The sequence below is a fragment of the Pseudomonas glycinae genome (assembly GCF_001594225.2).
GTDB classification, from domain to species: domain Bacteria; phylum Pseudomonadota; class Gammaproteobacteria; order Pseudomonadales; family Pseudomonadaceae; genus Aquipseudomonas; species Aquipseudomonas glycinae.
The window spans coordinates 3,546,068-3,571,148 of sequence record NZ_CP014205.2 but is presented as its reverse complement, the minus strand read 5'-3'; the positions used below and the strand labels follow the sequence as shown (position 1 = coordinate 3,571,148).

Annotated in this window: 21 protein-coding genes; 3 read left to right on the top strand and 18 right to left on the bottom strand. The window is 60.2% G+C overall.

The window, feature by feature from the left end; genetic code table 11:
• The first annotated feature begins 18 nt into the window (after nt 1–18).
• Together mutS and fdxA are read left to right on the top strand one after the other, a co-directional pair.
• Nucleotides 19–2,601: a DNA mismatch repair protein MutS gene (gene mutS, locus AWU82_RS16150; protein WP_064379026.1), complete on the top strand. Its 2,583-nt coding sequence runs from the start codon at nt 19–21 to the stop codon at nt 2,599–2,601.
• Nucleotides 2,602–2,764: 163 nt separating this feature from the next.
• The gene (fdxA, locus tag AWU82_RS16145) at nt 2,765–3,088 is read left to right on the top strand and encodes a ferredoxin FdxA (RefSeq protein ID WP_007908827.1); all 324 of its coding nucleotides are present in this window, start codon (nt 2,765–2,767) and stop codon (nt 3,086–3,088) included.
• Nucleotides 3,089–3,576: 488 nt separating this feature from the next.
• On the opposite strand, the gene rpoS is transcribed toward fdxA, so the two are convergent.
• From rpoS to AWU82_RS16105, 8 genes are all read right to left on the bottom strand, one after another.
• Nucleotides 3,577–4,584, bottom strand: coding sequence for an RNA polymerase sigma factor RpoS (gene rpoS / locus AWU82_RS16140; RefSeq protein ID WP_007954831.1), 1,008 nt, complete (start codon nt 4,582–4,584; stop codon nt 3,577–3,579).
• 106 nt (nt 4,585–4,690) lie between these two features.
• A complete protein-coding gene (locus AWU82_RS16135; RefSeq protein ID WP_084776899.1) occupies nt 4,691–5,572 on the bottom strand; it encodes a peptidoglycan DD-metalloendopeptidase family protein in 882 nt (293 codons plus the stop codon).
• A gap of 211 nt (nt 5,573–5,783) precedes the next feature.
• A complete protein-coding gene (locus AWU82_RS16130) occupies nt 5,784–6,419 on the bottom strand; it encodes a protein-L-isoaspartate(D-aspartate) O-methyltransferase (protein ID WP_170844894.1) in 636 nt (211 codons plus the stop codon).
• Between the two features lie 41 nt (nt 6,420–6,460).
• On the bottom strand, nt 6,461–7,210 hold the full coding sequence (gene surE, locus AWU82_RS16125; RefSeq protein WP_064379025.1) for a 5'/3'-nucleotidase SurE: 750 nt from the start codon (nt 7,208–7,210) through the stop codon (nt 6,461–6,463).
• Nucleotides 7,198–8,256, bottom strand: coding sequence for a tRNA pseudouridine(13) synthase TruD (truD, locus tag AWU82_RS16120; protein WP_064379024.1), 1,059 nt, complete (start codon nt 8,254–8,256; stop codon nt 7,198–7,200). Before truD ends, surE begins: the two co-directional genes overlap by 13 nt.
• Nucleotides 8,253–8,726, bottom strand: a complete 474-nt coding sequence (gene ispF, locus AWU82_RS16115; RefSeq protein ID WP_007954821.1) for a 2-C-methyl-D-erythritol 2,4-cyclodiphosphate synthase — start codon at nt 8,724–8,726, stop codon at nt 8,253–8,255. Before ispF ends, truD begins: the two co-directional genes overlap by 4 nt.
• Nucleotides 8,727–8,769: 43 nt before the next feature.
• On the bottom strand, nt 8,770–9,615 hold the full coding sequence (gene fghA, locus AWU82_RS16110) for an S-formylglutathione hydrolase (protein ID WP_064379023.1): 846 nt from the start codon (nt 9,613–9,615) through the stop codon (nt 8,770–8,772).
• 55 nt (nt 9,616–9,670) lie between these two features.
• Nucleotides 9,671–10,783, bottom strand: coding sequence for an S-(hydroxymethyl)glutathione dehydrogenase/class III alcohol dehydrogenase (locus AWU82_RS16105; protein WP_064379022.1), 1,113 nt, complete (start codon nt 10,781–10,783; stop codon nt 9,671–9,673).
• Nucleotides 10,784–10,899: 116 nt separating this feature from the next.
• On the opposite strand from AWU82_RS16105, the gene AWU82_RS16100 reads away from it, so the two are divergent.
• Nucleotides 10,900–11,796 (top strand): LysR family transcriptional regulator, encoded by an 897-nt coding sequence (locus AWU82_RS16100; protein ID WP_064379021.1) that lies wholly within the window; start codon nt 10,900–10,902, stop codon nt 11,794–11,796.
• On the opposite strand, the gene ispD is transcribed toward AWU82_RS16100, so the two are convergent.
• From ispD to lpxB, 10 genes are all read right to left on the bottom strand, one after another.
• On the bottom strand, nt 11,793–12,500 hold the full coding sequence (ispD, locus tag AWU82_RS16095; RefSeq protein WP_064379020.1) for a 2-C-methyl-D-erythritol 4-phosphate cytidylyltransferase: 708 nt from the start codon (nt 12,498–12,500) through the stop codon (nt 11,793–11,795). The two genes, AWU82_RS16100 and ispD, sit on opposite strands and share 4 nt — an antisense overlap.
• On the bottom strand, nt 12,497–12,775 hold the full coding sequence (ftsB, locus tag AWU82_RS16090; RefSeq protein ID WP_003222158.1) for a cell division protein FtsB: 279 nt from the start codon (nt 12,773–12,775) through the stop codon (nt 12,497–12,499). The genes ispD and ftsB overlap by 4 nt, the downstream gene beginning before the upstream one ends.
• 171 nt (nt 12,776–12,946) lie before the next feature.
• Nucleotides 12,947–14,236 (bottom strand): phosphopyruvate hydratase, encoded by a 1,290-nt coding sequence (gene eno / locus AWU82_RS16085; protein WP_007954808.1) that lies wholly within the window; start codon nt 14,234–14,236, stop codon nt 12,947–12,949.
• A 156-nt stretch (nt 14,237–14,392) separates the two neighbouring features.
• Nucleotides 14,393–15,238: a 3-deoxy-8-phosphooctulonate synthase gene (gene kdsA / locus AWU82_RS16080; protein ID WP_007954807.1), complete on the bottom strand. Its 846-nt coding sequence runs from the start codon at nt 15,236–15,238 to the stop codon at nt 14,393–14,395.
• A 5-nt stretch (nt 15,239–15,243) separates the two neighbouring features.
• Nucleotides 15,244–16,875: a CTP synthase gene (pyrG, locus tag AWU82_RS16075; RefSeq protein ID WP_011332696.1), complete on the bottom strand. Its 1,632-nt coding sequence runs from the start codon at nt 16,873–16,875 to the stop codon at nt 15,244–15,246.
• Between the two features lie 274 nt (nt 16,876–17,149).
• On the bottom strand, nt 17,150–18,478 hold the full coding sequence (tilS, locus tag AWU82_RS16070; protein WP_064379019.1) for a tRNA lysidine(34) synthetase TilS: 1,329 nt from the start codon (nt 18,476–18,478) through the stop codon (nt 17,150–17,152).
• Nucleotides 18,479–18,625: 147 nt separating this feature from the next.
• Nucleotides 18,626–19,573 carry an acetyl-CoA carboxylase carboxyltransferase subunit alpha gene (locus AWU82_RS16065; RefSeq protein ID WP_064379018.1) on the bottom strand — a complete coding sequence of 316 codons (948 nt, stop codon included), beginning with the start codon at nt 19,571–19,573 and terminating at the stop codon, nt 18,626–18,628.
• 139 nt (nt 19,574–19,712) lie between these two features.
• Nucleotides 19,713–23,234 carry a DNA polymerase III subunit alpha gene (gene dnaE, locus AWU82_RS16060; RefSeq protein WP_064379017.1) on the bottom strand — a complete coding sequence of 1,174 codons (3,522 nt, stop codon included), beginning with the start codon at nt 23,232–23,234 and terminating at the stop codon, nt 19,713–19,715.
• A 76-nt stretch (nt 23,235–23,310) separates the two neighbouring features.
• A complete protein-coding gene (gene rnhB, locus AWU82_RS16055) occupies nt 23,311–23,937 on the bottom strand; it encodes a ribonuclease HII (protein WP_064379016.1) in 627 nt (208 codons plus the stop codon).
• Nucleotides 23,938–23,948: 11 nt separating this feature from the next.
• Nucleotides 23,949–25,079, bottom strand: a complete 1,131-nt coding sequence (gene lpxB / locus AWU82_RS16050; RefSeq protein ID WP_064379015.1) for a lipid-A-disaccharide synthase — start codon at nt 25,077–25,079, stop codon at nt 23,949–23,951.
• Between the last annotated feature and the right edge of the window lie 2 nt (nt 25,080–25,081).

Here is a 25,081-nt window from a genome sequence, read left to right as displayed (position 1 = left end):
GAGTTACCTGACAATCCGATGAATAAAGCCGTCTCCGACCTGTCCTCCCACACTCCGATGATGCAGCAGTACTGGCGCCTAAAGAATCAGCACCCGGACCAGCTGATGTTCTACCGCATGGGCGACTTCTACGAGATCTTCTACGAAGACGCGAAGAAGGCGGCCAAGTTGCTGGACATCACCCTGACCGCGCGCGGGCAGTCGGCGGGTCAGGCGATTCCGATGTGCGGGATTCCGTATCACGCGGCGGAAGGTTATCTGGCGAAGCTGGTCAAGCTCGGCGAGTCGGTCGTGATCTGCGAGCAGGTTGGCGACCCGGCCACCAGCAAGGGCCCGGTGGAGCGTCAGGTGGTGCGGATCATCACCCCGGGTACGGTCAGCGATGAGGCGCTGCTCGATGAGCGCCGCGACAACCTGATCGCGGCGGTGCTGGGCGATGAGCGTTTGTTCGGCCTGGCCGTGCTGGACATCACCAGCGGCAACTTCACCGTGCTGGAGATCAAGGGCTGGGAAAACCTGCTGGCGGAACTGGAGCGAGTCAACCCGGTCGAGCTGCTGATCCCCGATGACTGGCCGAAGGATCTGCCGGCGGAAAAACGCCGTGGCGTTCGCCGCCGTGCACCGTGGGATTTCGAGCGCGACTCGGCGCTGAAAAGTCTCTGCCAGCAATTCTCCACCCAGGACCTGAAAGGTTTTGGCTGCGAAACCCTGACCCTGGCCATCGGCGCCGCCGGTTGCCTGCTGGCGTATGCCAAGGAAACTCAGCGCACCGCCCTGCCCCATCTGCGCAGCCTGCGTCATGAACGGCTGGACGACACCGTGGTGCTGGACGGCGCCAGCCGCCGTAACCTCGAACTCGATACCAACCTGGCCGGCGGCCGCGACAACACCCTGCAATCGGTTGTCGATCGTTGCCAGACCGCCATGGGCAGCCGTTTGCTGACCCGTTGGCTCAACCGTCCGTTGCGCGATCTGACCGTGCTGCTCGCTCGCCAGAGTTCGATCACTTGCCTGCTCGACCGCTATCGCTTTGAAAATCTGCAACCGCAGCTCAAGGAAATCGGCGATATCGAGCGGATTCTGGCGCGGATCGGCCTGCGCAATGCCCGCCCTCGCGACCTCGCCCGCTTGCGCGATGCACTCGGCGCGTTGCCTGAACTGCAAGTGGCAATGGCTGACCTGGAAGCGCCGCACCTGCAACGCCTGGCGGCCACCACCAGCACTTATCCGGAACTGGCGGCGCTGCTGGAAAAAGCCATCATCGACAATCCGCCGGCGGTGATCCGCGACGGCGGCGTGCTGAAAACCGGTTACGACAGCGAACTCGACGAGCTGCAATCGCTGAGCGAGAACGCCGGCCAGTTCCTGATCGATCTGGAAGCCCGGGAGAAGGCCCGTACCGGCCTCGCCAACCTGAAAGTCGGCTACAACCGCATCCACGGTTACTTCATCGAGTTGCCTAGCAAACAGGCTGAATCGGCGCCGGCAGATTACATCCGCCGCCAGACCCTCAAAGGTGCCGAGCGCTTTATCACCCCGGAGCTGAAAGAGTTTGAAGACAAGGCACTGTCTGCCAAGAGCCGTGCCCTGGCCCGCGAGAAGATGCTTTATGAAGCATTGCTGGAAGATCTGATCAGCCAGTTGCCGCCATTGCAGGACACCGCCTCGGCTCTCGCCGAACTGGACGTGCTGAGCAACCTCGCCGAACGTGCGCTGAACCTCGACCTGAATTGCCCGACGTTCGTCAGCGAACCGTGCATGCGCATCTCCCAGGGCCGCCACCCGGTGGTCGAGCAAGTGCTGACCACGCCGTTCGTGGCCAACGACCTGAGCCTGGACGACAACACCCGCATGCTGGTGATCACCGGCCCGAACATGGGCGGTAAATCCACCTATATGCGCCAGACTGCACTGATTGTGCTGCTGGCGCACATCGGCAGCTTCGTGCCGGCAGCCAGTTGCGAACTGTCGCTGGTGGACCGGATCTTCACCCGGATCGGTTCCAGCGACGACCTCGCCGGCGGGCGCTCGACCTTCATGGTGGAAATGAGCGAAACCGCGAACATTCTGCACAACGCTACCGAGCGCAGCCTGGTGCTGATGGACGAAGTCGGGCGCGGCACCAGCACCTTTGATGGTCTGTCCCTGGCGTGGGCGGCGGCGGAGCGTTTGGCGCAGTTGCGGGCCTATACTCTGTTTGCGACGCACTATTTCGAACTGACCGTGTTGCCGGAAGCCGAACCGCTGGTGGCCAACGTGCACCTCAATGCCACCGAACACAATGAACGCATCGTCTTCCTGCACCATGTGTTGCCGGGGCCGGCGAGCCAGAGTTATGGCCTTGCGGTTGCACAACTGGCCGGAGTGCCGAGCGAAGTTATCGTGCGTGCGCGTGAACACTTGAGCCGCCTGGAAGATACCGCGCTGCCACATGAGGCGCCGAAACCGGCCGCCAAGGGCAAACCGGCAGCGCCGCAACAGAGCGACATGTTTGCCAGCCTCCCGCATCCGGTGCTGGATGAGTTGGCCAAACTGGATCTGGATGACGTTACACCGCGTCGTGCGCTCGAAATGTTATATGCACTTAAGAACCGGATCTAAGCACCGACGAACCGGATATAACGCAAACGGCTTCAAGCTGTTAGAATCTCGCGCGGTTCGGGATGCTGCTGGCTAATAGCCTGGCCGGCAGACATCGCTCCCGAACCTGGCGACCCCAACCGTGAAGGGGCAACGCTGCCGCCGCCTGAGGAGAAAATTAGAAATGACCTTCGTCGTCACCGACAACTGCATCAAGTGCAAGTACACCGACTGCGTAGAAGTCTGTCCGGTGGACTGCTTTTACGAAGGCCCGAATTTCCTGGTGATTCACCCGGATGAGTGCATCGACTGCGCCCTGTGCGAACCGGAATGCCCGGCCGTGGCCATTTTCTCCGAGGACGAAGTTCCGGAAGAGATGCAGGAGTTCATTCAATTGAACGTCGAGTTGGCCGAAATCTGGCCGAATATCACCGAGAAGAAAGAATCGCTGCCGGATGCCGAAGAGTGGGATGGCGTCAAAGGCAAGATCAAAGACCTCGAACGCTGATCTGTCGCGCGTTTGAAGAAAAGGCCCCTCGCGGGCCTTTTTGCTTTTCCGGTTTTTGCTTTATTTCAGGCAAAAAAAGGGGCGGTTTGACCCGCCCACATTTTTTCCCTATTCCCTGTGTTCCTTTTCATCGTCCTGATGAATCGCTTCCTGCGATGTCCATTCCCCTCTTCCTTGAAGGGCGTGTCTATCCGTCGACACAACCCAGATACTAACGAGTTCCCCGCAGGGGGCAACCGGCCCTCAGTGCATGATCCTGTTGTCATAAATCCTTAACATTAAAATATAACCTTATAAATCAATATGTTATTGATCAGCGATGAGCACAATCGCCTTCGGCAGCAGTGTAAAAATCACGAACACTTACGATACAGTCAGCAAAGGCTTACAGCGCAAACCTACAAGGTGGGAATACCTGCCGCTTTCAGCACACAAACAAAAAGCCCCGAACCAGTCGGGGCTTTCTGCATGGCGGTCAGGCGGGCGGCTTATTGAAACAGCGACTCGCTCGACAGGCCGTTTTTCTCGAGAATTTCCCGAAGGCGCTTAAGGCCTTCCACCTGGATCTGTCTCACCCGTTCCCGGGTCAGGCCGATCTCCAGGCCTACATCTTCCAGCGTGCTGCTCTCGTGGCCGCGCAGGCCGAAGCGGCGTACCACCACCTCGCGTTGCTTGTCGGTCAGTTCCGAGAGCCATTGATCGATGCTCTGCGACAGATCGTCATCCTGCAGCAGTTCACATGGATCGGTCGGACGGTCATCCGTCAGGGTGTCCAGCAGGGTTTTATCCGAATCCGGACCCAGCGAGACGTCGACCGAAGAAACCCGCTCGTTCAGGCCCAGCATGCGCTTGACCTCGCCCACCGGTTTTTCCAGCAGGTTGGCGATTTCTTCGGGTGAAGGTTCGTGGTCGAGCTTTTGCGTCAGCTCCCGTGCAGCCCGCAGGTACACGTTGAGCTCCTTGACCACATGAATCGGCAGCCGAATGGTCCGGGTCTGATTCATGATTGCGCGTTCGATGGTCTGACGGATCCACCAGGTTGCGTAGGTCGAGAAGCGGAAGCCGCGCTCGGGATCGAACTTTTCCACCGCTCGGATCAGTCCGAGGTTGCCCTCTTCGATCAGATCCAGCAGCGACAGCCCCCGATTGACGTAACGCCGGGCGATCTTGACGACCAGCCGCAGGTTACTTTCGATCATGCGCTTGCGCCCGGCCGGGTCGCCACTTTGCGACAAGCGCGCAAAATGAACTTCTTCTTCCGGGGAGAGCAGAGGGGAAAAGCCGATTTCGTTGAGGTACAACTGCGTGGCATCGAGTGCCCGAGTGTAGTCGATGTACTTGTGTTGTTTAAGCGAAGCGGAGTGTTTGGATTTGGCACGAACGGAAGGTGGAGCAGCCCCTTCATCATTCGACATCGAATCCGAATCGATGCCGGTCTCCATCAGGAGAACCTCATCGTCGATGTCAAACTCCGGCACTTCTTTACTGAGAGCCATTGTTATAGTCCTTTGGTGAGTTCGACCCCAAGCTCAAGCGACGCCTTTATCCTTGGCAACGCTGGAGCCTGTCCCCTCTACGTGACGGAACAGGCTGGTCTGCAAATCAACGTCTTGGCAGGAACTGCAGCGGATCTACAGGTTTACCTTGTCGGCGAATCTCAAAATGCAGTTTCACCCGGTCTGTACCCGTTGACCCCATTTCGGCAATTGTCTGTCCGACCTTGACCTGCTGCCCCTCCCGTACCAACAGCCGACGGTTGTGTCCGTAAGCACTGACGTAGGTTTCGCTGTGTTTGATGATGACCAATTCGCCGTAGCCCCTTAAGCCACTCCCGGCGTATACCACCGTCCCATCAGACGCAGCTAAAACAGGCTGTCCCAAATCTCCGGCGATATCAATTCCTTTATTCAAACTACCGTTTGAAGAGAATTTTCCAATGAGAATGCCATTAGATGGCCATCCCCAGCCGGTCGGGGCCGGGCCCGGTGGTGGCAGTGGAGCGGGTGCTGGCTTGTTGGCGACGGACGGTACAACCGTCGTCGAAGCCGCGCCGGAACCCGTGGTTGTGGTGGTCGTCGTGCCATTTGCCTGGCGCCGGATAACCGTGGTTTTGCTGGACGAAGACGCTGAAGAACCGGAGTTGGTGACGACTGCCGTCGACGTTGAACCGGTACGGCCATCGAAGCGAATCGTCTGACCCGGATGGATCGTATATGGCGTAGGAATATTGTTCCGGGCAGCGAGGGCTTTGTAGTCCCAGCCGTAGCGAAAAGCGATGGAAAACAAAGTATCGCCCGGACGGACTACATACTGCCCGGTCGTCACGACCGGACGCTGGGCCACCGCATTGTTGCGATCAACGACCCGCACGTTGCTCGATTTTGTGCTGGAGCAACCGACCAGCAAGGTGCTCAAGACAAGGCCAGTCACCAGGCGCTGAAAGCTCGTGTTACCCATACGCTGCGCAATGACTGTGAGACTCACCCGCCGCTCCCTTTGTGGTGGCTGAAAAATGTGGAATGCCGATTCCGGCATGAAACTTCGCAAGTATAACGGGCGCAACCGGCTTTACCTTTATAGAAGCGCTATCGCCCGGCGCACACGTTTGCTTGTAGACGATCCATCCTGTTTAAACATTTGCTGCCGCTGTAAGACAAACGCGCTCGACGGGAATTCAGCGGCCTCGAACAAATGCTCAGGCGAGCGGCCCGTTGAGCAACGGCACGAAACGCACCGCTCCCAGAACGTGTCTGGAGAAGCCGTTTTCTTCGCGCACGATCAGCATCAATTGCTGCACTTCGCCTGAGCCGACCGGGATCACCATCCGCCCGCCCGGTGCCAGTTGATCAAGCAAAGCCTGAGGTACATCGGTGGCAACCGCCGTGACGATAATGCCGTTGTACGGCGCCAGCGCCGGCCAGCCCTCCCAGCCATCGCCCCAGCGAAACACCACGTTGCGCAGATTGAGTTCGACCAGACGCTCCTTGGCCCGATCCTGCAGCACCTTGATGCGCTCCACCGAGAACACCCGCTCGACCAGTTGCGACAGCACCGCCGTCTGGTAACCGGAACCGGTGCCGATCTCCAGCACCTTGTCCAGCGGTCCGGCTTCCAGCAGCAGCTCGCTCATGCGCGCCACCATATAAGGCTGGGAAATGGTCTGGTTGTTGCCGATCGGCAGCGCGGTGTCTTCATAGGCGCGATGCGCCAGTGCTTCATCGACGAACAGGTGCCGCGGGGTGCGACGGATCACTTCCAGCACGCTGGCGTTGGAAACACCCTCTTCATACAGACGCTGGATCAGGCGTTCACGGGTTCGCTGGGAGGTCATCCCGATGCCGCTGCGCAGCCTGTCGTCTTGTTCACGAGCCATCAGTTGAGACCCTCCAGCCAGCCGTCGAGACTTCTGAAGGCATCATTGAAGGTGCGATCGAGCTGCAACGGAGTGATGGATACGTAACCTTGCATCACTGCATGGAAATCAGTGCCCGGTCCGCCGTCTTCCGCGTTCCCTGCCGCAGCGATCCAGTAACCGGCCTTGCCGCGCGGGTCCACGACTTTCATCGGTGCCGCCGCACGGGCGCGATGGCCGAGACGGGTCAGTTGAATGCCGCGAATGTGATCGATCGGCAGATTCGGAATGTTCACGTTCAACACCGTGCGCGGTGGCAGATCGAGCCCGGCATGGGCCTCGACCAGTTTGCGCGCAAAGTAGGCGGCCGTGGGCAGGTTGTCGACCTGCCGCGACACCAGCGAGAAGGCAAACGACGGGCGCTCGAGAAAGCGGCCCTCGAGGGCGGCTGCCACCGTCCCGGAATACAGCACGTCATCCCCCAGGTTGGCGCCAAGGTTGATCCCCGACACCACCATGTCCGGCTCGCGTTCAAGCAAACCGTTGAGCCCCAGATGGACGCAGTCGGTCGGTGTGCCATTGAGGCTGATAAAGCCGTTGGCCAGGTATTGCGGGTGCAGCGGACGGTCGAGTGTCAGCGAACTGCTGGCACCGCTCTTGTCCTGTTCCGGGGCGATAACCACGCACTCGGTGTAATCCGCCAGCGCAGCATAAAGCGCGGCAAGACCGGGCGCAGTCACCCCATCGTCGTTAGAAATCAGAATACGCATGGGCTGTCCGTCTGCCCCACCGGCACCAGATCAACGAGTTCGCGCACCAATACGGTGGCGAAGCATCCGGCCGGGAGGACGAATTCCAGTTGCAGAATGTCAGGCTCGGGATAATGCCACGTCAACCCGCCAATGGGCAGCCGCAGGATGCGACGTTCGTGGCTCATACCGGCATTAATCAACCAATCGCGCAGATCCGCCTCGCGTGCGGCAATCCCCTGCTCCAGATCATGGACAACCCCGGCCGCCGGCGAGTCACCTTCGCCCCACTGCGGGCCGGTCGGGTGCAGGTCGAGAATCGCCAGGCGCGGGTCGCTGCACTCGGCCTCACCGGCCGGGAAAAAGCTGCGGCTGTCGGTGAAGGCCAGCAGATCGCCGACCTGGGCGCGCTGCCACGTGCCATCGGCGACCCGTGCTGCGAGCACCTGATTGAACAGAAAACTGCGCGCGGTCGACAGCAGGCGCGAGCGCACATTGCGCTGCTCCGGCAGTGCCTTGCGCGCGGCCCAGGAGCGGGCATCGACAACGTTGCCACCGTCATGGCCGAAACGCTGGGCGCCGAAGTAATTCGGGATTCCGTGTTTGGCGATCAGTTGCAGACGCTCGTCGATGGCGGCCTTGTCGCCATTGAACTGGGTCAGGCGCAACGTGAAACCGTTGGCCGAATGCGCACCGCGTTGCAACTTGCGCTTGTGGCGAGTGGTCTTGAGGATTTTCAGCGTGTCGTTTTCCGCCGCCGACAGATCCGGATCGGCCTTGCCCGGCAATTGCACGCTGAACCACTGACGGGTCAGCGCCTGACGATCCTTCAGACCGGCATAGCTCACCGTACGCAGCGGCACACCTGCCGCCTTGGCGATACGGCGTGCAGCCTCTTCTGTATTCAAGCCACGCTTTTCCACCCAGATCCACAGGTGCTCGCCGTCACCGCTGAACGGAATGTCGAGCACTTCATCGACCTGAAAATCTTCGGCGATGGCTTTCAGTACCGCAGTGCCGAGGGCGTCGCCATAGGCCCGTGGGCCGAGCAATTGCAGTTCGTTCATGCGCGCAGCAACAAGGCAACGGAATGCACGGCGATGCCTTCTTCGCGACCGACGAAGCCAAGCTTCTCGGTGGTGGTGGCTTTCACGTTCACTTGGTCCAGTTCAACTTGCAGATCCGCGGCAATCAGGGCGCGCATCGATTCGATATGGGGGGCCATTTTCGGAGCCTGGGCAACGATGGTGTTGTCGACGTTGCCGACCTTCCAGCCTTTGGCGTGGATCAGACTGACCACATGGCGCAGCAGGACACGGCTGTCGGCACCCTTGAATTGCGGGTCGGTGTCCGGGAAGTGCTTGCCGATATCACCCAGCGCGGCCGCGCCGAGCAAGGCATCGCTCAAGGCGTGCAGCAGGACGTCACCGTCGGAGTGAGCGAGCAGCCCGAAGCCGTGTGCGATTCGCACGCCGCCCAGAGTAATGAAATCGCCTTCAGCGAAACGGTGCACATCATAGCCGTGGCCAATACGCATAAAAAAACGCCCCGAATTTTGTCAGGGCGTGATTCTACCTGCATTAACTCTTTAGAGCGCGCGCGTGATGCTGCAAGTGGTCGTCAATGAAGCTGGCGATGAAGAAATAGCTGTGATCGTAGCCCGGTTGCAGGCGCAACGTCAGCGGATGCCCCGCCTGTTTTGCCGCTTGTTGCAGGGCCTCGGGTTTGAGCTGGGTGGCGAGGAAGTCGTCGCGATCCCCCTGATCGACCAGCAATGGCAGCTTTTCGTCCGTCTCGGCGATCAGCGCACAGGCATCCCACTCGCGCCATTTCGAACGGTCTTCGCCCAGATAGCGGGAGAACGCTTTCTGGCCCCACGGGCAATCCATCGGATTATTGATCGGAGAGAATGCTGATACTGACTGATAACGCCCTGGATTGCGCAAGGCACAGACCAATGCACCGTGACCGCCCATCGAGTGGCCGCTGATGCTGCGTTTGTCCGAGGCCGGGAAATGCGCTTCAACCAGTGAGGGCAATTCCTGCACGACGTAGTCATGCATCCGATAGTGCCGCGACCAGGGTTCCTGCGTGGCATTCAGATAGAACCCGGCACCGAGGCCGAAATCCCAAGCCCCGTCGGGATCGCCCGGTACATCTGGGCCGCGAGGACTGGTGTCCGGGGCCACGATAATCAGCCCCAATTCAGCCGCCATGCGCATGGCACCGGCCTTCTGCATGAAGTTCTCGTCCGTGCACGTCAGGCCCGACAGCCAGTACAGCACCGGCAACTTGCCGCCCTGCTCTGCCTGCGGCGGCAGGTACACGGCGAACACCATTTCGCAACCCAGCACTTCGGAACGATGGCGATAGCGCTTGTGCCAACCGCCGAAACTTTTCTGACAGGAGATGTTTTCCAGACTCATGTAGGACTCCTACGCAGCCACGGCTGCACATCGGCAGTCGTGGCATCGTGATTGATCAGAAATGAATGACGGTACGGATGCTCTTGCCTTCGTGCATCAGGTCGAAGGCCTTGTTGATGTCTTCCAGGCCCATGGTGTGAGTGATGAAAGTATCCAGCGGGATTTCGCCGCTTTGCGCCATGTCGACGTAGCTTGGCAATTCGGTACGACCACGCACGCCACCGAACGCCGAACCGCGCCAGACGCGACCGGTCACCAGCTGGAACGGACGGGTGGCAATTTCCTGGCCGGCACCGGCCACACCGATGATGACCGACTCGCCCCAGCCTTTATGGCAGCACTCGAGCGCTGCGCGCATCAGTTGCACATTGCCGATGCATTCGAAGGAGAAATCAACGCCGCCGTCGGTCATGTCGACGATCACTTCCTGGATCGGACGATCGAAGTCTTTCGGGTTTACGCAATCGGTGGCACCCAATTGCTTGGCGATTTCGAACTTGGCCGGGTTGATGTCGATGGCGATGATCCGTGAGGCCTTGGCCTTCACCGCGCCGATCACGGCCGACAGACCGATGCCGCCGAGGCCGAAAATCGCCACGGTGTCACCCGGTTTCACCTTGGCGGTGTTGATCACCGCACCGATACCGGTGGTCACGCCGCAACCGAGCAGGCAGACCTTTTCCAGCGGTGCATCCTTGGAGATCCTGGCCACGGAGATTTCCGGCAGCACGGTGTACTCGGAAAACGTCGAGGTACCCATGTAGTGGAAAATCGTTTGGCCCTTGTAGGAAAAGCGCGAAGTGCCGTCCGGCATCAGGCCCTTGCCCTGGGTGGCGCGAATCGCCTGACACAGGTTGGTCTTGCCCGACTTGCAGAATTTGCACTGACCGCATTCCGGGGTGTACAGCGGAATCACGTGGTCGCCGACGGCCACGGATGTCACGCCTTCGCCGATCGCTTCGACGATTGCGCCGCCTTCGTGGCCGAGGATCGACGGGAAGATACCTTCCGGGTCAGCGCCGGACAGCGTGTACGCATCGGTATGGCAAACGCCGGAAGCCACCACGCGCAGCAATACTTCACCGGCCTTGGGCATGGCGACATCGACTTCTACGATTTCCAGCGGCTTCTTGGCCTCGAAGGCAACGGCGGCGCGCGACTTGATCATGCTGACTCTCCAGTGAATCCATTGAATAAAAAACCAGACAGTCAGTGTAGTCCAGCGCTGCTTGATGAATAATCCGGACAAAAGCAAAACATTATTGCCATACAGGGATAATCCCCATGTCCGAAAACCGCTGGGAAGGCATCGACGAGTTCGTCGCCGTTGCCGAATGCAGCCAGTTCACCGCGGCTGCCGAACGCCTGGGCGTTTCTTCCTCACACATCAGTCGACAAATCGTACGGCTGGAAGAGCGTCTGCAGACGCGTTTGCTGTATCGCAGTACCCGGCGCGTGACCCTGACCGAGGCCGGCCAGACCTTTCTGCAACATTGTCAGCGTCTGCAGGACGGTCGCGAAGAAGCACTGCGCGCGGTCGGCGATCTGACCAGCGAGCCCAAAGGCATGCTGCGCATGACCTGCGCCGTGGCCTATGGCGAACGCTTCATCGTGCCGCTGGTGACCCGGTTCATGGGGCACTACCCGCAACTGCGCATCGATATTGAACTGACTAACCGGCAACTCGATCTGGTACATGAAGGCCTGGACCTGGCGATCCGTCTTGGCCGACTTCAGGATTCCCGGCTGGTGGCGACTCGCCTTGCACCGCGACGCATGTATCTGTGTGCATCGCCTTCGTACCTTGAACGGTACGGACGCCCACACAGTTTGTCGGAACTGGGACGGCACAATTGCCTGATCGGCAGCTCGGACATCTGGCAGCTTGAACAAAACGGGCGGGAATTTTCCCAGCGGGTACAGGGAAACTGGCGCTGCAACAGTGGGCAAGCGGTGCTGGATGCGGCGCTACAAGGCGTCGGACTGTGCCAGTTGCCGGACTATTACGTGCTGGAACATCTGCACAGCGGTACGTTGGTTTCTTTGTTGGAGACGCATCAACCGCCGAATACGGCGGTGTGGGCGCTGTACCCGCAGCAGCGGCACTTGTCGCCCAAGGTGCGCAAACTGGTGGATTTTCTCAAGGAAGGTTTGGCCGAACGGCCGGAATATCGGACTTAACGACGATTGGCCCAGCGCTGACGCAACCATTCGAGGTCTTCCGGGCGGGTCACTTTCAGGTTATCCGCACGGCCTTCGATCAGGCGCGGTGCCAACCCGGCCCACTCCATCGCCGAAGCTTCATCAGTGATCACGGCATCCGCCACCAGACTGTCCGCCAGTGCGCGGTGCAAGGCACCGAGGCGGAACATCTGCGGCGTGTACGCTTGCCAAATCACGCTGCGATCGACGGTTTCCACCACACGACCGTGCTTGTCGACCCGCTTGAGAGTGTCCTTCGCCGGCACAGCCAGCAAACCACCGACCGGATCGTTCGTCAGCTCAGCGAGCAATTTGTCGAGATCGTCACGGCTCAGGTTCGGCCGCGCCGCATCGTGCACCAGCACCCAGTCTTCATCGTCGGCACCTTGCGCATGCAGATGCAGCAAGGCGTTGAGCACCGATCCGGAGCGTTCGGCGCCACCGTCGACCCGCTGAATTCGCGAATCACTGGCGCTGGCCAGGTTCGGCCAATAAGGATCATCGACGGCAAGACTGACCACCAGGCCCTTGAGGCTCGGGTGATCGAGGAAACAGCCGAGGCTGTGTTCGAGAATTGTGCGCCCGCCCAGTTGCAGGTATTGCTTGGGACGGTCCGCGGCCATTCGGGCACCGACGCCCGCGGCAGGAATCACGGCCCAGAAGGCCGGCAGGGAATCGATCATTGGGCCAACTGGTAAAGGGTTTCGCCGTCCTTGACCATGCCCAATTCGTGACGAGCCCGCTCTTCAACGGTCTCCATGCCTTTCTTCAACTCGCTGACTTCAGCGTCCATCACTCGGTTGCGCTCCAGCAAGGCTTCGTTCTCGGCGTGTTGATCAGCAATTTGCTGATTCAGTTCGGCGACTTGCGCCAGACTGCCATTGCCCACCCACAGGCGGTACTGCAGACCGGCCAGCAGCAAGAGCAAGACGAGAAACAACCAGTAAGGACTGCGCATCGAATATCAGGTATCCAGTGAAAAAAGACAGCCACACAAAAACTTTGAAGCATCTGATAGCACGAAGCCTGGAATATCCAGGCTTGTGCATATAAGGCATCAGATTAGTGGCAAATCCATCGCTGTCACGACTTTTCCGACACAATCCGGTGTCTTTCTATCATTTACTGCTCAGCCGCGAAACTCGCTGCGACCGTTGTACTTGGCCTTGCCATTCAACTGCTCTTCGATACGCAGCAGTTGGTTGTACTTGGAAACGCGGTCGGAACGGCACAGCGAACCGGTCTTGATCTGGCCAGCCGAAGTACCCACGGCCAGGTCGGCAATGGTCGAATCTTCGGTTTCGCCCGAACGGTGCGAGATCACGGCGGTGTAACCGGCAGCCTTGGCCATCTGGATGGCTTCCAGGGTTTCGGTCAGGGTACCGATCTGGTTGAACTTGATCAGGATCGAGTTGGCGATCTTTTTATCGATGCCTTCTTTCAGGATCTTGGTGTTGGTCACGAACAGGTCGTCGCCGACCAGTTGGGTCTTCTCGCCGATCTTGTCGGTGAGGATCTTCCAGCCAGCCCAGTCGGACTCGTCCAGACCGTCTTCGATCGAGATGATCGGGTAACGCTCGGTCAGACCTTTGAGGTAGTCGGCGAAACCTTCAGCGGTGAACACCTGGCCTTCGCCGGACAGGTTGTACTTGCCGTCTTCGAAGAATTCGCTGGCCGCGCAGTCCAGAGCCAGGGTCACGTCGGTGCCCAGCTTGTAACCAGCGTTGGCGACTGCTTCGGAGATCACTTTCAGTGCGTCTTCGTTGGACGCCAGGTTCGGCGCGAAACCGCCTTCGTCACCGACGGCAGTGCTCAGGCCACGGGCCTTCAGCACGGCTTTGAGGTGATGGAAAATCTCGGTACCCATGCGCAGACCTTCCGAGAAGGACTTGGCGCCAACCGGCTGAACCATGAATTCCTGGATGTCGACGTTGTTGTCGGCGTGTTCGCCACCGTTGATGATGTTCATCATCGGAACCGGCATCGAGTACACACCCGGGGTGCCGTTCAGATTGGCGATGTGAGCGTACAGCGGCAGGTCCTGATCCTGTGCAGCCGCCTTGGCCGCAGCCAGGGACACGGCGAGGATGGCGTTGGCGCCCAGGGTCGCTTTGTTTTCGGTACCGTCGAGCTTGATCATCGCGTGATCCAGCGCTTTCTGGTCGCTTGGGTCGGTGCCCAGCAGCAGATCGCGGATCGGACCGTTGATGTTGGCTACCGCCTTGAGCACGCCCTTGCCCAGGTAACGGCTCTTGTCGCCATCACGCAGCTCGAGCGCTTCACGCGAGCCAGTGGATGCACCGGACGGCGCACAGGCGCTGCCGATGATGCCGTTGTCGAGAAGCACGTCCGCTTCCACGGTGGGATTGCCACGGGAGTCGAGAACTTCACGACCTTTGATGTCGACGATTTTTGCCATTGTTGTAAACACTCCAAAGTTGACGAAAACGACGCAGCTAGAGGAAATCTTTTTACCGTCGGCAAGTGGTGTGCAGCGGGCAGCTTGCAGACGACAACGCTCATACCCGAGGGCATGAGCGACAAATCGTGCGGTACTTTACCGGAGAATTGAGGTTTACGCGGTTTCTACCGTCGGAAAACTCTTCACCAGTTCGTCCAGGGCTTTGAGCTGGGCCAGGAATGGCTCCAGTTTGTCCAGACGCAAGGCGCAAGGGCCGTCGCATTTGGCGTTGTCCGGATCCGGGTGCGCTTCGAGGAACAGCCCCGCCAGCGACTGGCTCATGCCAGCCTTGGCCAGGTCGGTGACCTGGGCGCGGCGACCGCCGGCGGAGTCGGAACGACCGCCAGGCATTTGCAGCGAATGGGTCACGTCGAAGAATACCGGGTACTCGAACTGCTTCATGATGCCGAAGCCGAGCATGTCAACCACGAGGTTGTTGTAGCCGAAGCTCGAACCACGTTCGCAGAGGATCAACTGATCGTTACCCGCTTCCACGCACTTGTTCAGGATGTGTTTCATTTCCTGAGGCGCGAGGAACTGGGCTTTCTTGATGTTGATCACTGCGTTGGTCTTGGCCATCGCGACGACCAGATCGGTCTGGCGCGACAGGAAGGCCGGCAGCTGGATGATGTCGCAGACCTCGGCGACGACCGCAGCCTGGTCAGGCTCGTGGACGTCGGTGATGATCGGCACGCCGAAGGCTTGTTTGATGTCCTGGAAGATGCGCATGCCCTCTTCCAGGCCAGGACCGCGATAGGAGGTCACAGAAGAACGGTTGGCCTTGTCGAAGCTGGCCTTGAACACGTAAGGGATACCGAGTTTTTCGGTGACCTTCACGTACTCTTCGCAAACCTGCATGGCCATGTCACGGCTTTCCAGCACGTTCATGCCGCCGAACAGCACCATGGGTTTATCGTTGGCAATCTCGATGTCGCCGACGCGGATGATCTTCTGTGCCATCGGGGTTACGCCTTCTTCTGGTGTTGAGCCAATGCCGCTTTGACGAAGCCGCTGAACAGCGGATGGCCATCGCGTGGCGTCGAGGTGAACTCAGGGTGGAACTGGCAAGCGACGAACCATGGATGATCCGGTGCTTCGACCACTTCAACCAGCGCTGCATCGGAAGAACGACCGGAAATCTTCAGGCCGGCCTCGATGATTTGCGGCAGCAGGTTGTTGTTCACTTCGTAACGGTGACGGTGACGCTCGACAATCACATCCTTGCCGTAGCAGTCGTGCACCTTGGAGCCGGCTTCGAGCAGGCATTCCTGAGCGCCGAGGCGCATGGTGCCGCCCAGGTCGGACGCTTCGGTACGCACTTCAACGGCACCGGTGGCGTCTTCCCACTCGGTGATCAGGCCGACAACCGGATGGCCGCTGGCACGATCGAATTCGGTGGAGTTGGCGTCTTTCCAGCCCAGCACGTTACGGGCGAACTCGATGACCGCCACTTGCATGCCCAGGCAGATACCCAGGTATGGAACCTTGTTTTCGCGAGCGTATTGAACGGCAGTGATCTTGCCTTCCACGCCACGCAGACCGAAGCCGCCCGGTACGAGGATCGCGTCGACGCCTTCCAGCAGCGCGGTGCCCTGGTTCTCGATGTCTTCGGAATCGATGTAGCGCAGGTTGACCTTGGTGCGGTTGGTGATGCCGGCGTGACTCATCGCTTCGATCAGCGACTTGTAGGCGTCCAGCAGCTCCATGTACTTGCCGACCATCGCGATGGTGACTTCGTGCTCCGGGTTCAGCTTGGCATCGACAACCTTTTCCCACTCGGACAGGTCGGCGCCATTGCATTGCAGGCCGAAACGCTCGACGACGAAATCGTCCAGCCCCTGAGCGTGCAGCACGGCCGGGATCTTGTAGATGGTGTCGACGTCTTCCAGGGAGATCACCGCACGCTCTTCAACGTTGGTGAACAGCGCGATCTTGCGACGCGACGACACATCCACCGGATGGTCGGAGCGGCAGATCAGCACGTCTGGCTGCAGACCGATCGAACGCAGCTCTTTTACGGAGTGCTGGGTCGGCTTGGTCTTGGTCTCGCCCGCAGTGGCGATGTACGGAACCAGGGTCAGGTGCATCAGCATCGCGCGCTTGGAACCGACTTCCACACGCAACTGGCGGATGGCTTCGAGGAACGGTTGCGATTCGATGTCGCCAACGGTACCGCCGATTTCCACCAGGGCCACGTCGGCATCGCCGGCGCCCTTGATGATGCGACGCTTGATTTCGTCGGTGATGTGCGGAATCACCTGGATGGTTGCACCCAGGTAGTCACCACGGCGCTCTTTGCGCAGCACGTGCTCGTAGACACGGCCGGTGGTGAAGTTGTTGTTCTGGGTCATGGTCGTGCGGATGAACCGCTCGTAGTGGCCCAGGTCCAGGTCGGTCTCGGCGCCGTCGTGGGTGACGAACACTTCACCGTGCTGGAACGGGCTCATGGTGCCCGGGTCGACGTTGATGTACGGATCCAGCTTCAGCATGGTGACCTTAAGCCCCCGCGCCTCCAGGATGGCCGCCAATGAAGCCGATGCAATGCCTTTCCCCAAAGAAGAAACAACACCGCCCGTGACGAATATGTAGCGCGTCATGAAAAACCCTAGAAGTCTGCGTTAAAGCGGTCCGAGCCGCCGGGGAAAGCGAAGGAAGGCCGAAGCCCCCGATCACCTGCATTAATCACAGTGCACCTTTCAAAAAAACCGCCGCGTTGGGACAGACCGGAAGTGAAAACACCGGTACGTTGCTCGCTACACATTTTTTGGAATCGCCCAGCAAAGACTGCTTGGTAATCGGCAACTCCTGCAATTCAGGCGAATCCACAGAAGTTGTATCAAGAAGGGAGCGTAGTCTACCGGAATGCCCCCTTCATCTCAAACCTTGATCTTCGTCAGAAGGCTGCCAATGCAATCGCCAGCCCTCCAGCGCATTGCCGTCGAGCCCCGGCAGGTTCGCCACGGCGAGCAATTCCTTACCGCGAAACAGCAGCGGCAATCTGCCACGCACGAAGCCCGGCACCGCGCGCTCATTGAGCAGGCGCTTGAGATCACGATGACCGCGATCCTCCAGATGCATCACCTCGCCGCCCTGCCGATAGCGGATTTGCAGCGGCCCGACGGGAGTCTGACCGCTGAACATGACACGTCCGTTATCGGGCAAGCGTAGCGCCAGCGATGGCTCGTGCCAGTCGCCGCTGACTACCGGCGCGCGCAACCATTGCCCGCTGAGCCACCACAGGCGACCGGCGCTTCGGTGCAGCTCGCCATCCGCCAGACGCCAGATCGGCGAGGCATCGCTACCGGCGTCCCGCAGATCCGTCCAACCCGACCAATGGTCGGTATCCGGCAGTCGGGTCAACGGCTCAAGCCAGTGGCTGAGTGCATTTCGCTGACGGGCATCGGACAACCCTGCGATGGCCGAAAACTCCAGTGACGGCAATCCCGACCACTCGAACTCAGCGGGCAATTTCGCAGTAGCCAGATCGATTTGCGCCAGCTCATCGAGCAAACCTTGCGCCTCACGCAGATGCGCCGCGCTGCGGGCCATGCTGGCGTGCGCCTGAGGCCAGCGACCGCTCAGCAACGGCAGAACCTGATGCCGTAGATAGTTGCGCGAAAACTGTCGATCCTGATTCGAAGGGTCCTCGACCCAGCGCAGGCCGTGGTCCTGCGCATAGGCTGCCAGCTCGGCACGCGTGACGTCGAGCAACGGCCGAACCAGACTGCCCTGCCCCAGCGCTCGCTGGACTGGCATGCCTGAGAGACCTCTGACCCCGGCGCCACGCAACAGCCGGAACAACAGTGTTTCAGCCTGATCGTCGCGATGCTGCCCGGTCAGCAGCACATCCTCGGCCTGGGTCGCCGCAATGAACGCTGCGTAGCGCGCATCCCGCGCCGCCCGCTCCAGACTCGCCCCCGGCGGCACCTGCACACGCACCACTTGCAACGGCACCGCCAGCTCATCGCAGACAGCCTGACAATGCGCCGGCCACGCGTCGGCCACAGCCTGAAGGCCGTGATGGACATGGATGGCGCTTAGCGCCGGAATGGATTGGGTTTTGGCGAGTTTGGCCAGGAGGTGCAGCAGAACGGTGGAATCGAGGCCACCGGAGAAGGCGATGCGCCAATGGGAAGCACCGAGCCAGGGCTTGAGATTGCGCAGAAGCCTGGAAGGCAAATCAATCGAGGGCTGACCCATTTTTCTACCTTTTCACAAACCAAATGTGGGAGCGGGCTTGCTCGCGAAAGCGCTGAAACAGCCAACACAGTCGTTGAATGTTACATCGCATTCGCGGGCAAGCCCGCTCCCACAGTGTTTTGCATTGTCAGCCAGAACGGCGTTCGATCAGAGACCGTAGCTCATCAGACGATCGTAACGACGCTTGAGCAGCGCTTCGTTGTCGAACTTCTTCAGCATCGCCAGTTGCGAGCTCAGCTCGGCGCGGATCGAGGCCGCAGCGGCGGCCGGATCACGGTGGGCGCCGCCCAGAGGCTCGCTGATCACCTTGTCGACGATGCCCAGGCCTTTCAGACGCTCGGCGGTGATGCCCATCGCCTCGGCAGCATCCGGCGCCTTCTCTGCGGTTTTCCACAGAATCGAAGCGCAACCTTCCGGCGAGATCACCGCGTAGGTCGAGTACTGCAGCATGTTCAACTGGTCGCACACACCGATTGCCAGTGCACCACCGGAACCACCTTCACCAATCACGGTGGCGATGATCGGGGTTTTCAGGCGAGCCATGACACGCAGGTTCCAGGCGATCGCTTCGCTCTGGTTGCGCTCTTCGGCGTCGATCCCGGGGTAGGCGCCCGGGGTATCGATGAAGGTCAGGATCGGCATCTTGAATCGCTCGGCCATTTCCATCAGGCGGCAAGCCTTGCGGTAGCCTTCCGGACGCGGCATGCCGAAGTTGCGGCGTACCTTTTCACGTACTTCACGGCCCTTCTGGTGACCGATCACCATCACTGGCTGGTCTTCCAGACGTGCCACGCCGCCCACAATGGCCGCGTCGTCGGAGAAGTGACGGTCACCGTGCAGTTCGTCGAACTCGGTGAAGATGTGGTCGATGTAGTCCAGGGTGTAGGGACGTTTCGGGTGACGCGCCAGACGTGCGATCTGCCAGCTGGTCAGCTTGCCGAAGATGTCTTCGGTGAGCGTCTTGCTCTTGTCCTGCAGGCGGGAGATCTCATCGCCGATATTCAGCGAATTGTCATTACCGACCAAGCGCAACTCTTCGATCTTGGCTTGCAGGTCGGCGATCGGCTGTTCGAAATCTAGAAAATTCGGGTTCATAGGCGTCCGTCTTGGGTCGTGTCCCAAATGAGCTTGGGCCGGCCGGTTGTCTATTCGCGCCCTACCTTAAGGGAGAGGCGCGCTGAGGTCGAGATTAAAAATTCAGGTTGTGGGCAGGCGCTTTGATGGCACCTCCCGGTCAACGGTATTGGAGGAAGACGTTGTCTCGCCCGAACTGGTCACGCAGGGCTTGAATCAAGGCATCCGCCGGGTCGATCCGCCAGGTCTCGCCAAACTGCAGCAAGGTCTTGGCGTCGGGGCTGGTGTATTCCATGGTGATCGGGCACGCCCCGCGATGACGCTTGAGCAAATCACCCAACCAGCGTAGCTGATCGCCTTTCAGGTCCTGGGTCTGCAACTTCAGGCGCAGGCTCTCGGCCAGGTTGGTGCGCGCATCTTCCATGCTCATCACCCGCTTGACCCGCAGCCGCAGGCCGCCGGAGAAGTCATCGTTGCTGACCTCGCCTTCGACCACCACCATCGCATCGGTCTGCAACAGCGATTGCGCAGAATGGAACGCATCGGCAAACAGCGAAGCCTCGATCCGCCCGGAGCGGTCGTCGAGGGTGATGAAGCCCATCTTGTCGCCCTTTTTGTTCTTCATCACCCGCAGGGCGATGATCATCCCCGCCACGGTCTGGGTATCCCGGGCCGGTTTCAGGTCGATGATGCGCTGACGGGCGAAACGGCGGATTTCGCCTTCGTACTCGTCGATCGGGTGACCGGTCAGGTACAGGCCCAAGGTGTCTTTTTCACCTTTGAGCCGCTCTTTGAGGGTCAGCTCTTTCGCCTTGCGATGAACCGCGTAAACGTCCGCGTCCTCCTCGACGAACAGCCCGCCAAACAGGTCGGCGTGGCCGCTGTCTCGGGTGCGCGCGGTCTGCTCGGCCGACTTGATCGCCTCTTCCATCGCCGCCAGCAGCACGGCGCGGTTGCGGTCGATGTTGGCCTGATAGGCCTTCTGCTCGTCGTGGAAGTACGGGCCGAGGCGATCCAGCGCACCGCTGCGGATCAGTCCGTCCAGCGTGCGCTTGTTGATACGTTTGAGGTCGACCCGGGCGCAGAAGTCGAACAGGTCCTTGAACGGACCGGTCTGACGGGCCTCGGTGATCGCTTCCACCGGGCCTTCACCGACGCCTTTGATCGCGCCCAGGCCGTATACGATGCGGCCCTCGTCGTTCACCGTGAACTTGAACTCCGAAGTGTTCACGTCCGGCGCGTCGAGGCGCAGCTTCATCGTGCGCACTTCCTCGATCAAGGTCACGACCTTGTCGGTGTTGTGCATGTCCGCCGACAGTACCGCAGCCATGAACGGCGCCGGGTAGTGAGCCTTCAGCCAGGCAGTCTGATACGAGACCAGGCCGTAGGCGGCGGAGTGGGATTTGTTGAAGCCGTAACCGGCGAACTTTTCCACCAGGTCGAAAATGTTACCGGCCAGATCCGCGTCGATATTGTTCGACGCACAACCCTCAATGAAACCGCCGCGCTGCTTGGCCATTTCCTCGGGCTTCTTCTTACCCATCGCCCGACGCAGCATGTCCGCGCCACCGAGGGTATAACCGGCCATGACCTGGGCGATCTGCATCACCTGTTCCTGATACAGGATGATGCCGTAGGTCGGTGCCAGTACCGGCTGCAGGCCTTCGTACTGGTAATCCGGGTGCGGATACGCAAGTTCCGCGCGACCGTGCTTACGGTTGATGAAGTCATCCACCATGCCCGATTGCAGCGGCCCGGGACGGAACAGGGCCACCAGTGCGATCAAGTCTTCGAGGCAGTCGGGCTTGAGCTTTTTGATCAGCTCTTTCATCCCACGGGATTCAAGCTGGAACACCGCGGTGGTTTCAGCTTTTTGCAGCAGCTGATAGGTCGGCTTGTCATCCAGCGGGATGAAAGCGATGTCCAGCGGCGGCTCGTTGACCTTGGCGCGGTCGCGGTTGATGGTCTTCAGCGCCCAGTCGATGATCGTCAGGGTCCGCAGACCGAGGAAGTCGAACTTCACCAGACCGGCCGCCTCGACGTCGTCCTTGTCGAACTGGGTCACCAGACCGTCGCCGGCCTCGTCGCAATAGATCGGCGAGAAGTCGGTCAGCTTGGTCGGCGCGATCACCACACCACCGGCGTGTTTACCGACGTTACGCACCACGCCTTCGAGCTTGCGCGCCATCTCCCAGATTTCCGCCGCTTCCTCATCGACCTTGATGAAATCGCGCAGGATTTCTTCCTGCTCGTAGGCTTTTTCCAGGGTCATGCCGACTTCGAACGGAATCATCTTCGACAGGCGATCCGCCAGGCCGAACGATTTGCCCTGGGCCCGCGCCACGTCGCGGACCACAGCCTTCGCCGCCATGGAACCGAAGGTGATGATCTGGCTCACCGCGTTGCGGCCGTACTTTTCGGCCACGTAATCGATCACCCGGTCGCGACCGTCCATGCAGAAGTCGACGTCGAAGTCGGGCATCGATACCCGTTCCGGGTTGAGGAAACGTTCGAACAGCAGGTCATATTCCAGCGGGTCGAGGTCGGTGATCTTCTGTACATAGGCCACCAGCGATCCGGCACCCGACCCCCGGCCTGGGCCCACCGGAACACCGTTGTTCTTGGCCCACTGGATAAAGTCCATCACGATCAGGAAGTAACCGGGGAACCCCATCTGGATGATGATATCCAGCTCGAAATTCAGCCGGTCGACGTAGACCTGACGCTTGGCCTCGTAATCCTCGGTGGTGTCCTTGGGCAGCAGCACGCTGAGGCGCTCTTCCAGACCATCGAACGAGACCTTGCGGAAATACTCGTCAATGGTCATGCCATCGGGAATCGGGTAATCCGGCAGGAAGTGCTTGCCCAGTTTCACGTCGATGTTGCATCGCTTGGCGATCTCGACGGTGTTCTCGATCGCATCGGGCAGGTCGCTGAACAGCTCGGCCATTTCCTCGGCGCTTTTCAGGTACTGCTGGTCGCTGTAGTTCTTGGATCGCCGTGGATCGTCGAGGGCCCGGCCCTCACCGATGCAGACACGGGTTTCGTGGGCGGCGAAGTCTTCCTGCTTGATGAAGCGTACGTCGTTCGTAGCTACCAACGGCGCGCCGAGCTTTTCGGCCAGGGCGACGGCACCGTGCAACTGCTCTTCGTCGTTCGGACGGTTGGTACGCTGAATTTCCAGATAGAAACGATCCGGGAACACCGCCATCCATTCGCGGGCCAGCGCCTCGGCTTCGGCGGGGTTGCCGCCGATCATGGCCATGCCGATCTCGCCTTCTTTGGCGGCGGACAGCATGATCAGGCCTTCGTTGGCCTCGGCGACCCACTCGCGCTCGATGATGACCATGCCGTTACGCTGACCGTCGATGAAGCCACGGGAAATCAGCTCGGTCAGGTTGCGATAGCCCTGGGCATTCATGACCAGCAGGCTGATCCGGCTCAGCGGCCCGTCCGGGTCCTTGTTCGACAGCCACAGGTCGGCGCCGCAGATCGGCTTGATCCCGGCACCCATGGCGTTTTTATAGAATTTGACCAGCGAACACATGTTGTTCTGGTCGGTCACCGCTACGGCCGGCATGCCCATGCCGGTCAGGGCCTTGACCAGCGGCTTGATCCGCACCAGCCCGTCGACCAGGGAGTATTCAGTGTGCAGGCGTAGATGAACGAATGAAGCCGGCATAGTGATCCTGTCCAGTTACATAGAGACAACAAGGCCCGGATTGTACCGGGCCCTGAACAAAACATCAGCCTTGCCGCTAAACCTGCGTCAGGCCTTCGAGCGCTTCATAAGCCTGCCGCACCGGGGCAAACGAACGCCGGTGAATCGGCGTCGGCCCGAGGCGTGACAGCGCTTCCAGATGAACGGGGGTCGGATAGCCTTTATGGCCGCCGATGCCGTAACCCGGGTAGATCAATTCGAACGCCGCCATCTCGCGGTCGCGGCTGACCTTGGCCAGAATCGATGCTGCTGCAATCGCCGGCACCTTGCCGTCGCCCTGCACCACGGCTTCGGAACGCATTGGCAGTTTCGGACAGCGGTTGCCGTCGATCATCGCCAGTTTCGGCTGGATGTGCAGGCCAGCGACCGCGCGCTGCATCGCCAGCATGGTGGCGTGAAGGATGTTCAGCTCGTCGATTTCTTCGACTTCGGCGCGGGCGATGCACCAACTGAGCGCCTTCTCGCAGATTTCGTCGTAGAGTTTCTCGCGCTTGGCTTCGGTGAGTTTCTTCGAGTCGTTGAGACCGAGGATCGGGCGATTCGGATCGAGGATAACCGCTGCCGTGACGACCGCGCCGCACAGCGGGCCACGACCGACTTCATCGACGCCGGCCACCAGTTCTTCGACTTCGGCGACCAGGGTGAAATCCAGGCCCATCTGCATGCTTGTCTTGCTCATCGTGTGTGCCCGATCAGGTTCAGAACGGCGTCAGCCGCCTGATTGGAAGCGTCCAGGCGCAGGGTGCGATGGATCTCGTCGAAGCCACGGGTCTGCTCTTCGCCACCATCGATCAATGGCGACAGGGTCTGGGCAAGTGCTTCAACCGTCGCATCATCCTGCAACAATTCCGGCACCAGCAATCGCTGGGCCAGCAAGTTCGGCAGGGACACGTACGGGCTCTTGACCATGCGTTTGAGAATCCAGAACGTCAGCGGCGCAAGACGATAGGCCACGACCATCGGGCGCTTGTACAGCAGCGCTTCCAGGGTCGCCGTGCCTGACGCGATCAGGACCGCATTGCACGCCGCCAGGGCCAGGTGAGATTGGCCATTGAGCAAGGTCACCGGCAGATCACGACCGGCCAGCAGCTCTTCGAGTTGGGCGCGACGCTCGGGGTTGGCGCAGGGTATGACGAAACGCACGCCCGGGCGCATGGCACGCAGGCGTTCGGCGGTATCGAGGAACAGCGCCCCCAGACGGCTGACTTCGCCGCCCCGGCTGCCGGGCATCAAAGCCACCAGCGGACCGTCCGGCAGACCGAGTTCGGCCCGCGCAGCAGAGCGATCGGCTTCCAGCGGAATGGTGTCGGCCAGCGTATGGCCGACGAACCGTACCGGTACGCCTTTCTCTTCGTAGAATCTGGCTTCGAACGGCAGCAGCGTGAGCATCAGGTCGCAGCCTTCGCGGATCTTCAGCACCCGCTTCTGCCGCCACGCCCACACCGACGGGCTGACGTAGTGCACGGTCTTGATTCCGGCCTGACGCAGCTTGAGTTCGATATTGAGGTTGAAATCCGGTGCGTCGATGCCGATGAACACATCCGGTTTTTCAGCGATGAGCGTGGCGATCAGATCCTTGCGGCGCTTGAGCAGTTCACGCAAGCGTCCCAGGACTTCCACCAGCCCCATGACCGACAGACGCTCCATCGGAAAATAGGAAGTCAGGCCTTCGGCCTGCATCAGCGGGCCGCCGACACCGATGAACTCCACCGCAGGGTGCTGTGCCTTGAGGGCACGCATCAGGCCTGCGCCCAGAATGTCACCGGAAGCCTCCCCCGCCACCAGCGCAATAAGCAGATTGGCCATGG